14 protein-coding genes are annotated in these 15,820 nt (G+C 37.4%); 10 read left to right on the plus strand and 4 right to left on the minus strand.

Annotated elements, in window-relative coordinates:
• Window positions 1-191: 191 nt before the first annotated feature.
• From B3P17_RS11760 to B3P17_RS11770, 3 genes are all read right to left on the minus strand, one after another.
• On the minus strand, window positions 192-929 hold the full coding sequence (locus B3P17_RS11760) for a NigD-like protein (RefSeq protein ID WP_252638202.1): 738 nt from the start codon (window positions 927-929) through the stop codon (window positions 192-194).
• Window positions 930-1,121: 192 nt separating this feature from the next.
• Entirely contained in the window at window positions 1,122-1,733 is a 612-nt protein-coding gene (locus tag B3P17_RS11765) for a polysaccharide deacetylase family protein (RefSeq protein ID WP_291105585.1), read from the minus strand.
• Between the two features lie 55 nt (window positions 1,734-1,788).
• Window positions 1,789-5,256, minus strand: coding sequence for a protein O-mannosyl-transferase family (locus B3P17_RS11770; protein WP_252638200.1), 3,468 nt, complete (start codon window positions 5,254-5,256; stop codon window positions 1,789-1,791).
• Window positions 5,257-5,536: 280 nt separating this feature from the next.
• Between B3P17_RS11770 and B3P17_RS11775 the strand changes: the two genes are divergently transcribed.
• The 6 genes from B3P17_RS11775 (at window position 5,537) to B3P17_RS11800 (ending at window position 11,387) form a co-directional block, all read left to right on the plus strand.
• The gene (locus B3P17_RS11775) at window positions 5,537-6,094 is read left to right on the plus strand and encodes a hypothetical protein (protein ID WP_252638198.1); all 558 of its coding nucleotides are present in this window, start codon (window positions 5,537-5,539) and stop codon (window positions 6,092-6,094) included.
• 144 nt (window positions 6,095-6,238) lie between these two features.
• A complete protein-coding gene (locus B3P17_RS11780; RefSeq protein ID WP_006842213.1) occupies window positions 6,239-6,802 on the plus strand; it encodes an RNA polymerase sigma factor in 564 nt (187 codons plus the stop codon).
• Entirely contained in the window at window positions 6,777-8,099 is a 1,323-nt protein-coding gene (locus B3P17_RS11785) for a porin family protein (protein ID WP_252638197.1), read from the plus strand. The genes B3P17_RS11780 and B3P17_RS11785 overlap by 26 nt, the downstream gene beginning before the upstream one ends.
• Window positions 8,100-8,130: 31 nt before the next feature.
• A complete protein-coding gene (locus B3P17_RS11790; protein WP_252638196.1) occupies window positions 8,131-9,399 on the plus strand; it encodes an LVIVD repeat-containing protein in 1,269 nt (422 codons plus the stop codon).
• A gap of 149 nt (window positions 9,400-9,548) precedes the next feature.
• Window positions 9,549-10,136, plus strand: a complete 588-nt coding sequence (locus B3P17_RS11795) for an ACP phosphodiesterase (RefSeq protein WP_252638194.1) — start codon at window positions 9,549-9,551, stop codon at window positions 10,134-10,136.
• A 633-nt stretch (window positions 10,137-10,769) separates the two neighbouring features.
• Window positions 10,770-11,387 carry a glycosyltransferase gene (locus B3P17_RS11800; protein WP_291105598.1) on the plus strand — a complete coding sequence of 206 codons (618 nt, stop codon included), beginning with the start codon at window positions 10,770-10,772 and terminating at the stop codon, window positions 11,385-11,387.
• Between the two features lie 131 nt (window positions 11,388-11,518).
• On the opposite strand, the gene B3P17_RS11805 is transcribed toward B3P17_RS11800, so the two are convergent.
• Entirely contained in the window at window positions 11,519-12,295 is a 777-nt protein-coding gene (locus B3P17_RS11805) for a hypothetical protein (RefSeq protein WP_252638191.1), read from the minus strand.
• A 291-nt stretch (window positions 12,296-12,586) separates the two neighbouring features.
• Here B3P17_RS11805 and B3P17_RS11810 point away from each other — a divergent pair, with 291 nt between their 5' ends.
• The 4 genes from B3P17_RS11810 (at window position 12,587) to B3P17_RS11825 (ending at window position 15,785) form a co-directional block, all read left to right on the plus strand.
• Window positions 12,587-12,862 carry a zinc ribbon domain-containing protein gene (locus tag B3P17_RS11810; protein ID WP_252638190.1) on the plus strand — a complete coding sequence of 92 codons (276 nt, stop codon included), beginning with the start codon at window positions 12,587-12,589 and terminating at the stop codon, window positions 12,860-12,862.
• 9 nt (window positions 12,863-12,871) lie between these two features.
• Complete coding sequence (locus B3P17_RS11815) at window positions 12,872-13,762, plus strand: AraC family transcriptional regulator (protein ID WP_252638189.1); 891 nt, start codon at window positions 12,872-12,874, stop codon at window positions 13,760-13,762.
• A gap of 556 nt (window positions 13,763-14,318) precedes the next feature.
• Window positions 14,319-15,080 (plus strand): GNAT family N-acetyltransferase, encoded by a 762-nt coding sequence (locus B3P17_RS11820; RefSeq protein ID WP_252638188.1) that lies wholly within the window; start codon window positions 14,319-14,321, stop codon window positions 15,078-15,080.
• 162 nt (window positions 15,081-15,242) lie between these two features.
• Window positions 15,243-15,785 (plus strand): hypothetical protein, encoded by a 543-nt coding sequence (locus B3P17_RS11825; RefSeq protein WP_252638186.1) that lies wholly within the window; start codon window positions 15,243-15,245, stop codon window positions 15,783-15,785.
• Window positions 15,786-15,820: the final 35 nt, after the last annotated feature.

A 15,820-nucleotide genomic window follows, 5' to 3' on the forward strand; every position in this document is an offset into this window, starting at 1 on the left:
CATTTGCTGCGCTTCGGTCGGCATTATTTGTCATTCTGAGCGATAACGAAGAATCTTCTTTTTTTCATTAGAAAAAACTTCTTTATCAAATTGGCAAGATATATAAACAGAATAAATAAAAAACGGTCGGATTTTTTCCGACCGTTTATGATGATGAACCCGCTTTTTAGAGTTTTGTTTATAACAAGAAGTTATTTTATGTTCGAAACACTTCTCTGAGCTGTAATTGCTGAGCTCTTAGGTGTTGCCTTACGTGTTGTGAAATCAAACTCGGTAGACTTGTTGCCGCTGAATGATTTCCATTTCAATTTTAACTTCACTGTTTTACCTTCTGTGTCAGGTAAGTTGTTGATATTAAATGCTACTAGCCCATCAGCTTCACGTCCATAGGTATCTCCACTTGCATTATGTCTGAATTCCAGTTCATAAGGGTTTGATGGATTGGTATTTACTAACAGATTTACGTAATGAGTTTTACTTGCATCACCGAACAAAGTTCTGAATCTGAGAGTAAGATAGCCATCTTCGGCAATAGTTACCCAGTCGTTCACTATTTCGATAGGATCTGTTCCGTATTTTGCATCGTTTTCAGCACCTAAGTTGGGAACGGTTTGTTTTGTAAGGATGCTGTCTATCCAGTTTATATGTATAGCCTTCGTGTATCCTTGGCTAGGTTTGTCTACTTCGTCATAGTTGACAAGTGCCCTGACTTCTCTGTTGCCGTAAGGCGAAGTTGTCATATTGGTAGGCAGTAATGTTGTCTTTTCGTCCAGCTGTAGGAAAAAAGAATTTCCGCTAGTCGGCTTTACAGTTACAAGTGCATTTGGATACCTCCAACTTGAGTCATCATCATCATCCAAACACGACTGAAAAAAGATAGTCATGCCGATGATCCCAATAGTCATTAAAAAAAGTTTCAACGCTTTCATAGTTCTAACATCATTAATTATTTGATTCTATATATATGATGAGTTAGATGTCAGAAAAGTTGCAGCATGCTATAATTAAAAAATATTAATAAAACCCTCATCTATTAACAATACGGGAGATTATAGCCTGTTGTTGATTGGTTGACCCTATCTGATAGCCGGGAATATACTATGAACAATAGAATGTTTTTTTTACAGAAGTTTAAACGTGTACCCTTGTTCTTTTAGCCACTCTATACTTTGGGGTAAAGCATATTTCATGTTCTTCTCGGCTTTTAGCGAGTCGTGAAAAACGATCACAGAACCATCTCGGGTATATCTTTTTACGTTTTCGAATACCTTTTCAGGAGTAATTAGTTTACTGTAATCTCGGGTAACTACATCCCACATCACAATTTTATAATAGCGTCTCAGGGTAAAGAACTGAGATACTCGCATGTGACCATGTGGCGGACGGAATAGTTCCGAATCGATATATTCCGAAGCCAGTCGGGTATTTTCAAGGTATCTTTTTGAGAATTTGCGTATACCTTGCACATGGTTGAAAGTATGATTGCCTACACGATGTCCTCTTTCCAATACCATTTTATAGATATCGGGATGTTTGCGAACATTGTCTCCTACACAGAAAAATGTCGCTTTAATTTCATATTTGTCCAAAAGATCTAATACCCACGGGGTAATGTCGGGTATGGGCCCATCATCGAATGTGAGATAGACTGTTTTTTGTCCTTCTACAGGTTTGCGCCACAATGCTCCCGGAAACAGCATCCGGTATATCTTAGGGGGTTGTTCTATTAGCATAATCGATATAATAAACAAACAGATAATCGNNCGATTATCTGTTTGTTTATTTATTCTAGTTAGATCTGTATTTTTGCAAAAGACGAGGATTATATTTCTGCATCAGACCGGCGATGTGTTCGGCCATTGCATGTTCTTCTTTTTCCGCTATAGTATCTTCACCCGACAGGTAGAAGCCTCTCATTGTTACCCGCATAAGAAAATCGAGAGGGTGTCTGCTTTCACTGAAGCTTACCCCATTGCTAAGGTATAGTTCAGATAGGCTCATCAATTTGTTGAGGAGCACTTTATATTTAGCTCTGTCGTAGCGTTGATAGATATCCAATATCTGAATTTCGGTATTTATATAATCCCGTATATCAGAACTACATGTGATCATGTCTGTTTGTTTCATGCTGGCGTACCATTCCAAAGAGCCGTTTGATCTGTACATGATTTCGTCTATTATTTTTTGAGCCTTGTCAGCATGTCCGAGTTGGTAATATGCTTCAGCAAACATAACAGACTCTCCACCGCGCGGAACAGTGTTGCCCGGTATTTTTGTTATACATGCATCAAGGGCTTGGAGTGCTTTCTCATTGTCGCCTTTTTCTAACAAAGCAGAGATGAGTTCGCCAAACAATACACGGAACGTGCGGCACATTCTCAGGTTGTTTTCATCCAGATATACTTTCGGATTTTCGATACCTCCCCATTTGTACTTGTTGACCATATTGTCGAACATCACATCAGTATTTACTCCTGTACTGTCTGCTACACCCGGAATGATACGGCATATAATACCTTCTTTGATCGATTGTTTCTCCAATTTCAAAGGTGGTTCGCCGATAGTCATCGCATAATAGATGCCACGTTTCCAGTCGTCGTTGTTGATATTGTTCAACATTTCCAATATCATCATTTCCTGTCTGTAGATACCGCCCTTGTTGTCTCCAAGGTTGAATATAAACTGAGATTGCGGACTTGCACCCATTTTCTTCCAGTCTACTTTCGATTCATTCACAGACATTTTCAATACACTACTTGGTATTACAACACCTTTGTCGATGCCGAATGGATTGCGAGGGGCATAGTTGTCTTTGGTTTTCAGTATATCCAATACCTCGCTCACTTGCATGGTATCTTTATATGCTGATGTATCATAATAGTCGTTGAAGTTGATTCTTCCCAGCCATGCTCCGTCCTGAGAGTTTTTAAGCTCACGGGTAATAATACTTTCAATATCTTTTCGAGACAGAACGTAAGCCGATTGTCCTTTAGACCCTTGATAGCGGTCTGATTCCCAATTGATAGGCAGTGGCGACGAATCGTATGCCTGACGACGCATTTGGTCTACATACCAGTCTGTTTGCAGGTAGCTGAGGTTACATACACGCACATCGGTGCGGAAACCTTCTACTTCCTGAGCATACCATAATGGGAATGTATCGTTGTCTCCCATCGAGAATAAAATACTATTCGGCTCGCATCCTCTGAGGTAGTTCATCCCAAAGTCACGCATTGTATATCTGTCGGAGCGGTCGTGATCGTCCCAGTTTTGCCCTGCCATTTGTATCGGTATAAACAGCGATAAAGCTGTGGAGATTCCGGCTGCAACTGTGCTTGGTACCCATTTGCTTAATGTTTTCCATATAAAGGCAACACCAAACCCTATCCATATACAGAAGGCATAGAACGATCCGGCATAAGCATAGTCACGCTCACGTGGTTCGAATGGTTGCTGATTCAGGTATATGATAATAGCGATACCTGTCATAAAGAATAACATAAACGTTACAAGGAACTGTTGCTCACCTTTACGTCCTTTGGTCAACTGGAAAACAATACCGAGAATACCCAGTATGAGTGGCAACATGTAATATTTATTATGCCCTTTGTTCTCTGTAATATCCGGAGGAAGATTCCCTTGTGGTCCACGTCCGAGCAATTCGTCAATAAAGCTGATACCTGTAATCCAGTTACCGTTGCTTATATTTCCTACCGACTGGATATCATTCTGGCGGCCTGAGAAATTCCACATGAAGTAGCGGAAGTACATAAAGTCTAGCTGGTAGCTAAAGAAGAATTTCATGTTCTCAAACATTGTCGGAGGCACAGATGGGTCTTTGATGTTTGCCCAGATCTGATAACCCAGAACATGTCTGTCTTCGGTAGAATACATACGAGGCAACAGCATATTGTTCGTTGTAGCGTATGTAGGGATAGTACCTGTTACTACGTATTCGTCTTTTTGGTCAGGTGACTTCTTTACTATCTTATCGTATGTTTTCTTTTCGCTTTCAGGTGCTGCCATTCTGCCTGTAGAAGGGTCTTTCTTCTCGGTTGAAGCATACGTCCTGCCATAGAATAGCGGTCTGTCGCCATATTGTTCACGGTTGAGGTAACTTGCCAGCGTAAATACGTTTTCGGGCGAGTTCTGATCCATCGGAGTATTCGCTATCGAACGGATAGGTATTAAAGCAAAAGATGAATAACCTACCAGTATAACAAGTAGACACAGAACGGTTGTATTCAGAAAACGTGCGTTGATTCCTTTATAAAAGAATAAGAAGCCAGCGAGTGCAGCAATCAAAACGATCCACAGTACTACACTAGAGCCTATAAATACAACGCCGCTTAGAGCTAAAGCAATAAATGTAGCGATCTTGGCTCTTTTGATGCTTCCCTTCGATGAAAGAGTTTCATATATTGCCCAAACAATAGAAATTACTGTCAGTAGAATATATGATAACGCACCTGTATTATATGAGAATCCGAGGCTATTGACAAACAGCATCTCGAACCATGCTCCTACTTTTGTAAATCCCGGGATAATACCATACATAAGAATTACAATCAGCAACAGTGAGCCTGCCAAGGCAAGCAATATGCCTTTTACATCAGCGTGTTTTGCTTTTTTGAAGTAATATACCAAAACAATGGCAGGGATACAAAGCAAGTTAAGCAAATGGACACCGATAGATAATCCCATTGCATAGGCTATAATCACAAGCCACTTGTCTGCTCCCGGCTGATCGGCACGGTTTTCCCATTTCAGGATTAACCAGAATACAAGGGCTGTAAACATAGACGAATATGCATACACTTCACCCTCGACAGCCGAAAACCAGAATGTGTCGGTAAACGTATATGTAAGGGCTCCAACCAATCCGCTTCCGATGATGGCTATAAGTTGCCCCATAGTCATTTCTTTATCGGTATCAGTATATATGAGCTTTTTAGCAAGATGTGTAATAGTCCAAAACAAAAATAGGATGGTGAGTGCACTTAATAGCGCAGACATACTATTTATCATTGCAGCAACTTGGCTGGGATCGGAAGCAAATAACGAAAAGAACTTCCCTGTGAGCATAAAGAATGGCGCACCGGGTGGGTGTCCAACTTCCAATTTATAGGCTGAAGTAATAAACTCGCCACAATCCCAAAAACTGGCTGTAGGTTCAATTGTCATCAGGTAAACAATAGCGGCTACGGCAAAACTAAACCAACCAAAAATATTGTTTATCAGGTTATATTTCTTCATAATGAACAGTTATTGAATGATATGCTGCTTGATTAAACAGTTGTTTTTTATACATTTGGGTGCAAAGATAGTTAAATCACTGAAAGTATTATTTTTTATTGCTTGGTTTTTAGTTGCTAAATTCAAAAACTTCTTAAAATAGAGGGTTTTCCTTTCTCTTTGAAACAAGGGGTTAGATGATGAGTCACATTTCTTTAAATAATATGCGGGTATGTGTTCTTATTTTTTTCTACATTTGCTAAACAAACTAAGACTCAAAAATGAAACAATAAATAAAACTATGATGAGAAAATATTATTTCCTGTTCTTGGCTTTGGCCGTAAGTTTCTTTATGGTATCGTGTTCCGGTAAATACGATGGAGCCATATCAAGCTATATCGAGTCTACTGAAGGACAAACTTCTAAAATAGAAGTTAAGGTGAATGAAGTGAAGGAGTTAAAGAAAGTAACGGTAGGCGACAGTATCAACTTCCTTAATATGAAGGCTGAAAAAGAACTGAAAGCCCGGATCGAACAGGCTGAGAAAGAATTGGCAAGCTATCAGCAAGATCTTGTGAGAATAGGCACATCGTCGAAAGTTGTAACTGACGCATATACCGTTCAATTGACAAAGACCCAGCAAACAATTGATTCACTGAAAGCTGTAAAACCCGAACCTACTCGGTTGTATGAGGGACAAAAGACCGATCAGGTTTTGGCTGTTGTTGTGGAATGTAAGTATACAGTAACCAATGAGGCTAAAGAAAAAACAGATGTAGTGAAAAATTTTGTACTGTCGGTAGATGGCAAGACTTGCTATGGTGCAACGGATAATCCGGATATGAGTGCAGAAAAATAAATTAATAATATACGCGTTTGTAAAAGCTTCACTTTTTATATGGTGAGGCTTTTTTGTTAAATAGATAAATAAAAAAGTTTATTTTTATACTCGATGCAACTTTTTGAATTTAACTCGCATCTTATTTAATAGAGAGAAAAACGAATGGACGAACTGCAATTAATCACCGGATGTAAACGTGGTGAGTCATGGGCTCGTAAAGAACTTTATGAGTTACATGCTCCTGCCATGATGTCTGTTTGCATGCGGTATGTTAATGATAGGGAGACAGCCAAAGATTTAATGCAGGATGGGTTTGTAAAGGTATTTACCAAGATACATACCTATTCCGGAACGGGTTCTTTTAACGGTTGGATGCGTCGGGTTTTTGTAACAACTGCTCTTGAGCATTTGCGCCGCAACGATATACTTCGTGTGACTTCAGATATAAATGAGTATGACGAAGCGATGGAAAGCGGTGATGTTTCGGCATTGGAACAACTCTCTGTGAATGAGATATTGGCTTGTGTGGCTAAATTGCCTAACGGGTATCGCACTGTTTTCAACCTGTTTGTGATCGAAGGATATTCGCATAGCGAGATAGCAGATATGCTTGGTATAAACGAAAGTACATCCCGGTCTCAATTTATAAGAGCCAGGAAAATTTTACAAAAAAATGTGGAATCTTTAATTATGCATGAAAATGCAGCAGAACGAAAAAAAATATAAAGACCAACTTGACGATTTCAGTAAATTGATAAAGCAGCGGCTCGAAGATCACCGTATGCCTGTCGATGAAGATAGCTGGAATGCAATAGAGCAGCGCATCAAACCTGTGAGCAACAGGCGTACGATGTGGTGGACTATTGCCGGGGCTGCTGCTGCCGTCATTTTGCTAGTCTTGTTGATGTTGCCTCTAAAAGAACAGGACTATATTACCCAAATAGGCAGTGGTGCAACGCCTGCTAAAATAACAACCTTTGTAGAAAAAGATAATAATGCCGTAAATGGCAAGGATAATGTCGTAAAAGAAGAAAATAAAATAAAAATAACTAAGAAATCTTCAGGAAGCGTCCGGTTGATTTCGCAACAAGTAAGTGAAGCAGTATCGATAGATGACAGTTCGTCCGGCACAACGAAATCTGTTGAAAATTCTCTGTTAATGATAGATACTGTGCAGCTTGCTCAAATTGGCAATTCTCTCGGAGTTGCGGAGCCTGATAGCGAGTCCGATTTACCTGAAGTAAAGAAAGATTCTGTTCCTTCTCGTGTTTATAAAGATGTAAAGAAAAGTAATGAACCAACTAGAATCCTTATTGAAAAATCGAAGAGACAAGACAAATGGTTATTAGCCGCTTCTTTCTCTTCGGGAGGAAGCGCTTCATTTGGAGGAGGGGGACCGGATAAGAATGGTTATTATTCTATGATGAATTCCCTTCCTTCGAGTGAGAGCGGTGCACTTTCTGATGGAGGACATAATTCATACGGAAAGGAGTTTTTGGATTACAACGACTTTACAAATGTAAGTCACTCTGTTCCGTTATCATTTGGTGTTACTGTTCGTAAAGATCTGACTGATAGGATAGGTTTCGAGACCGGGTTGGTATATACTTACTTGTCTTCTAAATTTAGGAGGAGTGGAACATCTTATCACACCGCCAAGCAAGAATTGCATTATTTAGGTATTCCTCTCAATGCTGTTGTGTATCTCTGGAATAACCCGAATTGGAATATATACGTATCTGCCGGAGGAATGGTAGAAAAAGGTTTGCGAATGAATTATTCGCAGAGCGTTATACAGCGAGAAGAGTCTAATTCTTTAAATTATTCTACCCATCAGAGTGTTCGGGGTCTTCAATGGTCTTTGAATGCTTCTGTGGGCGTAACATATAAATTTTATAGTGATTGGGGAATATACTTCGAACCTCGCTATTCTTATTTTTTTGACAATAATCAGCCGTTTAGCATACGTTCAGAAAACTCTCATGTCTTTGGACTGAGTGGAGGTTTGAGATATTCGTTTTAGAGTTTACATATTAACCTTAAATAAAAGTACAATGCAAAAGTTATTTTACATGTTCTTTTTTCTTTTGATATCACTACTAATTGGTTGTAGTGATAAGGATGAGTCTGGAGATGGATATGAGGTGGTTACATATAAGATCAACGAACCCATATTTATGAAAGCTGCTGATTTTCGTAACTCTGTAAAAGTAAAAACTACTCCTGTGGAAATCAAAAAGCAGGGTAAAATTTCTTTCTATAAAGGCTATTTGTATATTTCTGAGCCTGAAAAAGGAATTCATATTATAGATAACAGAAATCCGTCTAATCCAAAGAATATAGGATATATAGAGTTGTTGGGAAATGTGGATTTGGCTATTCGAAATGATATTCTTTATGCCGATGCTTATGTGGATCTGGTGTGGTTTGATCTCACAAATCCGGCAAAGCCTGAATTGAAGGGACGCATAGAACAGGCCTTTACATATGCATTGCCTGAAACGCAAAATAATTTTGGTTATGATCATGATATGTGCTATACCCAAAATACGAATAAAAATATCGTAGTTGGGTGGAAAGTTGTAGAAAGAAAAATGTTAGGTTTAAAATTTCCATGGTCATCTCCTATTAATGATTCGGTGCTATCAAACAACAAAATAGAATCAGTAGTAAGTCCTTCTGCTTCGAAGATTACTTTTTATAAAGATTACTTGTATGTTGTTTTAAATGGCAGTGTGAAAGTTTTCTCATTAGGTGATAACAAAACAGTTAACCTAATTCATGAGTTGCCTTTTGACTACAGCATGAGGTCTATTATTCGTTATAATGATAACTTACTTATAGCAACATATCGAGGAATACTCATCTGTTCAGTTAAAAACTATCCACTATATCCTCAAAAGCAATCTTTTATAGAGCTTGTAGGTGATGGTTTCCCTATTGCTATAGACGGGAATTTTGTTTATGTGACAGTTGGCACAGGAAATAGTAATGAAGCAAATACTAACGAATTAGTTATAATTGATATTAGTGATGTGAAAAATCCTAATAAAATAATATCATATCCAATGACAAACCCTAAAGGGTTAGCTCTAAATAACGGTACTTTGTTTCTGTGTGATGACGGATTAAAAATATTTAAAACGGACGATCCTCTGAAATTAATGTCAAATCAATTGAAGCATTATAAAGGTATGGCTGGTTTTGATGTTATTTCTCATGAAAATCTGCTGCTGATGGCTACTGATGAGGGGCTGTATCAGTATGATTATTCAGACCTTCAAAATGTAAAAGAATTGAGTAAGATCGCTATAGAAAAGTAAATCAAATTTTTAATTTTGTTGGAGCATCAGTTTTTTATAGCTGGTGCTTTTTTATGGATAGAATATGCCGAACTGTTTAAGCTAAATAGAGGGAATACTTTCATATAACTAAAAAAGCATATCTTTGTGTCCAGAAAACTAGAGACATAATGAATTTCCTTGCACATGCTTACCTTTCTTTCGGAGATCCTGAAATATTAGTGGGGAATATGATTGCCGATATGGTAAAAGGTAAACAGATAGAACAATATCCCGAAGGGATAAAACGTGGTATACATATACACAGGCAGATAGATACTTTTACCGACAGGCATCCCATACCCTTGGATACGATGACTATATTCAAGGAATCGGCAGGCAGATATGCCGGTCCCTTTTTAGATGTCTCTTACGATCATTTCTTAGCTCTCGACGATAGTAGCGAGCCCGGGGAAGGTTGGGAGGCATTTGCTCAGAAATGTTATGCCCAGATAGAACAAAGTGTGAAGCATCTTCCTTCTAAGTTTTGCTCGATGTATATGTATATGAAAAAAGAAGATTGGCTTTATAATTATCGCCACAGATGGCTGATAGAACGAAGCTTCGAAAGGCTGAAAAACAGAGCAAATTATCTTGATGATGATGCACCTGTATTTGCCGACTTCGAAAAGCATTATAAAGACATACAGGAGAGCTATAAATTATTCTTCCCTCAGTTGAAGGCATACGTAGAGGATATATCGGGTGAAGATATATAATCCCGAGAGTCTGAATGATTATAGTACGAGGAGGATTCATATTACTGATCAATCTAAAATCTATTATCTTTATACACAAAATATAAACTAAAGTAGATTAGGGAGTTAAATTAGATATACACTTAATATTTTGCAAATACTATTAATATATGAAGATACTTTTGATAGGAGAATATAGTCGGGTGCATCTTACTCTTGCCGAAGGTCTGAGAAGTATGGGGCACGAAGTTGTAGTTGCGTCAGACGGAGACGGTTTTAAGAACTATCCGAGGGATATTGACTTGTCTCGTAAAAGTTCGGGTATAATAGATACTTTGACGAGTCTGATATCCGTTCTTGGAAAATTTAAAAAGTTTAAGGGCTATGATGTTGTTCAGCTGATAAATCCATGCTTTACTACCCAGAATGTAAAGGTAAATAATTACTTGTATAAGAAGCTGAAAAAGAATAACAAGAAGGTTTTTTTAGGAGCTTTTGGCGACGATTCTTATTGGGTAAAGGCATGTCTTGGCAACGAAATATTTGATTATTCCGAGTTTTTTGTTGACGGCAAACCTATAAATGTGGACTTCAACCAACGGTTTATCGACAAATGGATAGATACTCCTCTCGAANNACGAAGACTCTAACGTAATGATGGCAAATACATCCGATGGGATAGTTGCTTGCTTGTATGAGTATTATGTAGCTTATGAACCATTTTTTAAAGGTAAAGTAAGATATATCCCTCTGCCTTTAAATACCTCCGAAATAGAGTTTCAGCCCATAGCAGACGAACCCGAAAAAGTAAATTTCTTTATTGGGATCAACAAGGTAAGAGAGAAGTTTAAAGGGACTGATGTTATGGAACGGGCATTGGCCAGGGTAAAAGACAAATATCCTGATAAGGTGATTGTTACTCGTGTAGAATCGGTTAGCTATGATGTATATCAAAAGTTGATGTCGGAGGCACATGTTGTGCTCGATCAGCTGTATTCGCATACTCCTGCCATGAATGCGTTGCTGGCTATGGCGCAAGGTAAAGTGCTGATAGGAGGGGGAGAGCCTTATATTTACGATCTATACGGCGAATATGATAATAGGCCAATAATAAATGTGCACCCTACCGAAGATGATGTCTTCGAGAAGCTGGAATGGGTAGTATTGAATAAAAAACAAATACCCGAAATATCAAGAAAGAGTCGTGAGTTTGTAGAAAAAAATCATGATTTCCTTACTGTCACTAAGAAATATCTTGATTTTTGGAAATAAAAGTATTTATAGCAGATCTTCTCTTAGCTGTAAGAAATATTATAATAAAGCGAGGATAATTCGACTCTGAATTACCCTCGCTCTCTTTATTTACTACTCACTATAAAAACCTATATGCCTAATTTATCTGCTTATCTGCTTCTGGTCGCTCTTTCTCTGTTCGATGCCAGTCTGTAGTTTCCTCTTTCTTCAGAAGATGAACGTTTTACATTCGACTCTTTCCTGGTCTCTCTGCTGGAAGACGGTCTGCTGCTAATGTTATTATTAGTTCTTTCAGTTTGTCTGTTATCGTATCTTTGTTCTTTATTATTGTTTCTTCCGCTGTTTAAGTTTCTGTCGTTGTTGCGACTTTGTTCACGTCCATTGTAATTATAATCTTTGCGGTTATTGTCTTTTTTGTTATGGTTATATCTGTCATTATCTCTTCCGTTGTATTTATATTCGTTACCCCTATAGTTGTTGTGTTTGTTGCCCGAATACCATGCTACTCTATTGTTGCGGCTGTCTCTGTAACGATAATCACGGCTATCACGGATGATCACTTGAGAGTGGTGTCCTTTATAACGACCATAGTCTCTGCAGTGTATATGGTTGTATCTCCAAGGGTTTGCTACATTTACCAAAACTACTTTGTGCATTCCGTACAAATCGTAATTGCGATAAGCATATGGTAAATAACGAGCCGAGATCCATCTTCCTCTGTCAAAATAGAAGAATAGCCCTGAATTGACATTGAAGTAACAGTTAATATCAGGCATGTAGTAATAGTCTACATAATCGTATCCCACGGGTCCCCAAGCAGGTTGACGTCCTATATTGATACTAATATTTATATTTTGAGCTTCTGATGTATTGTAGAATGATGCTACACCGATCAATAAAGCGAATGCTAATAGAAACTTTTTCATGACTATATGTATTAAAAGGTGAATACTTTTTTTATCTCTTTGTATCTTTGATTCGATTAATATCAGAAAGATTAATCGGCAGAGACTTGTTTAACGTTAATTAACGAGGGGTTTCTTTTGTTATGCTGTGTAAATGTCTTATTTTTAATTTGTTGTTTGCATTTTGTGGATAAGTGAGCTATCTGCGTTTGTATATTAAAAAACTAAATAAGCAAGATTGGATAACCCTTCATCTTATCATATTTCCGTTATTTGTAGTGCTAATTAATTATTAATAAAACAAGAACTATTATGGATCAGAAATTTTGCCAAAGTTGCGGTATGCCTCTTAATGTGAATGAAGATTTCGGAAATAATGCCGACAACAGTAAGAACGAAGATTATTGTCGCTACTGCTTTGCTGATGGTAAGTTTACGCAAGACTTTACAATGGACGAAATGATTGTGCATTGTGCTCAGTTTGTAGATGAATTTAATAAAGACTCGGAGCAAAAGATGACAAAAGAACAAGCTATAGAACAAATGAAAATGTATTTTCCAAAGCTGAAGCGTTGGGCGCAAGCATAATTACTCTTAATGAAGAAAACTACCCAAAGCGAATACGAAAAAGCGGTAAATAATGTAGTTGATTATATCAATGGTCATCTGTTTGAAGTGCCCGATATAAAAAGGTTGTCTGAGATAGCTAATATCTCCGAATATCATTTTCATCGTATATTTAAAGCTATAATTGGGGAAAATATAGGGGAGTATGTCAATCGTCTTCGCTTAGAATATATTGCAGAATATTTGCAGATGACAAAGCATACGTTGAGCGAAATCGCCGTGAAAACCGGCTATGGAACAAAGTATGCCTTGTCAAAAGCATTTAAGAAGCATTTTGGTATTTCTCCTTCGGCTTTTCGTATGCAGGAAGAGGATGCGTCCAATTTTTTCAGAAAAACAGAGAGAGCGGTCATCGCCCTTGTTCCTGAAATAAGAAAAATCCCCTCCAAACAGGTTGTGTATATTCGTATAATAGACAGCTACGGTGCTGCGGAGTCATATACAATCGCATGGAAGAAACTGGGACAGTTTGCAAAAGAGAACAATCTTGTGAATGATAAAACTGAGTTTATAGGACTCAGTTTCGATAACCCAACTATAACACATCCTCAAAATTGTAGATTTTATGCTTGTTTTACCGTAGATAGAGAAGTGAGACCTCAGGGAGCTTTCGGCGTGCAAAAGATAAGTGGGGGGATGTATGCTATTTTTACACTTAGAGGTTCATATAGCGGATTGCTGGATATGTATTATAATATCTACCTCAGGTGGTTACCGCAAAGTGGCTATAAACTGCGGGGTGGGTATGCTTATGAAAAATATCTGAATAGTCCGAACAATGTTTCGGAGGATGATATATTGACTGAAATATACATTCCCATTTCTAAGTTGGAAAATTTTGATCAGCCACTATTTTTGTAATTTCTATTTTAGGGAGGTATAAACTAACCAAATCAAATTCAATTAGACTCTCCATCCCGAACCTCCCCAAAGGGGAGGTACTTGCTCTCAGAATGATGAGTTTTGATTCACTTTACAATTTATAGTTCTTCTGTAGAAGAATCAACGGTCGATGACCGAAGAAAGTTAAGGAAGGAAGTCAAAAAATAAAAGATCAAGAAAATTTCACTGTTAAAATCCATTGGTAACCGGAAGTCCGCAAGAAGCAAGAATTCCTCTCAGAATGTCGGTACGACTAGTGATTAAAAAATCGAATAATCAACGTCATTCAGACTGCGTTCATCCCAATATCCATTGGACGTATAAAAGTATGAAGAATCGAAAAGTATGCTGTTTCATATTTACAAAAAGTACTGTTTCATATTTACAAATTCGGCTACATTTATCGCCTCTTTTATAGTACAGATCAAATAATCGACTAGAAAATAAGACTATAGACAGAAGGCTCGATTGCCAGCTATTTTTATAATTATTACTTTTACAACAAGAGGAGTTAGAACCTTTATTTTTGAAAAATATGAATATAATCAAGCTTACAGAAGAAAATCTATTTACAGAACATATTTGCTGTGCAATTAGTAGTAAATCTACAGCCAAAGGAGTTGAAGCTAAGAAAGAGTGGTTGAGTAAACGGTTTAAGGAAGGTTTGAGATTTATAAAGTTCGATGTAAAAGGGAAGGTCTTTATAGAGTATATTCCTGCAAAGATTGCTTGGGTTCCTGTCGATGCGGAGGGCTATATTTTTATCAATTGTTTTTGGGTATCGGGCTCGTTTAAGGGAAAAGGTTACGGAAAACGTTTGTTGGCAGAGTGTGAAGAGGATGCCCGTTCACAGGGTTATAAAGGTGTGGTGTTGATCGTTGGAAATAAAAAGAAACCTTTCTTGTCAGACAAAGCTTTTATGCTTCATAATGGATATGAGGTGTGTGATACTTGTGACCCTTATTTTGAATTGATGGTAAAAAACTTCGATCAAAGAATAACAATGCCTTCTTTTAAGCAATCAGCAAAGTGCGGGATGGGAGACGGCGTAAGAGGTATCGATATTTTTTATACAGAGCAATGTCCTTTTACCGTTCCTTACATAAAATTGTTAGAGCCTATAATCCAAGTCTCAGACTATCCTGTAAGGTGTCATCGGATAGAAACAAAGGAAATTGCTCAGAATCATTTTTCGCCTGTAACAACTTATAGCCTGTTTGTGGATGGCAAATTTTATACTAACGAAATATTGACTCCTGATAAATTAAGTAAATTGATTGATAAAGTAAGAGGTTGATTAATGTAAAAGAGTGAGCCTGAAAATGCCGGAGGATTTCCTCTGTATGAAATATATTTGTTCTATTTTCAAAAAAAGCATTATTTTTGTGTCATCATTAACAGAAATTTTAGAATACACAGTGCTTAAACAAACCAATAAAACTAAAACAACAATTAAATTATGAGAAAATTAGCATTTATTTTATTTACAATAACTACGGTTTTTGCCTTAACATCTTGTGGAAGTGATGATGAAAAAGAGCAGATATTCTTTGAAGGAGAGTGTAAGCAAACAGTTGAAATTAAGGGTTATTCAGGACAAGTTGCAGAGACTAATCCTGCAGTAACATCTACATTATCAGATATGCTTAAAGATAATCCCAATTATGGTTCACCTATCTCTACAGGTGAGTTTTATCCGGATCGCACATCTATAAAAATTGTAGGGTTGAAAGAAGGTGTTACTCTTGCTGGCTTTACTCTAACTATAAATGGTAAAAGTCAAGTATTCGGAGATGTTAAATTACCAAATGGATCAACTGAATATATACTATATACAGGGGCTTATACTGATTTCTTTAAAAATGGATTTAATATGATGGTGAATAAAAAACAATTGGAGACAGTTGTGAAATTTACCCCTTCTGTTGATGTTACAGCTGCTGATAATGTTAAATTAGAAATTGTGTATCGAGGTAAATTTTCATACTGGGCAAAGAAATAAAATACTGATTTAGTGTGTCCCGTCCTAAAATAGGT

Origin of the sequence: Dysgonomonas sp. UBA7630 (genome assembly GCF_002483985.1) — a bacterium.
Taxonomy (GTDB): domain Bacteria; phylum Bacteroidota; class Bacteroidia; order Bacteroidales; family Dysgonomonadaceae; genus Dysgonomonas.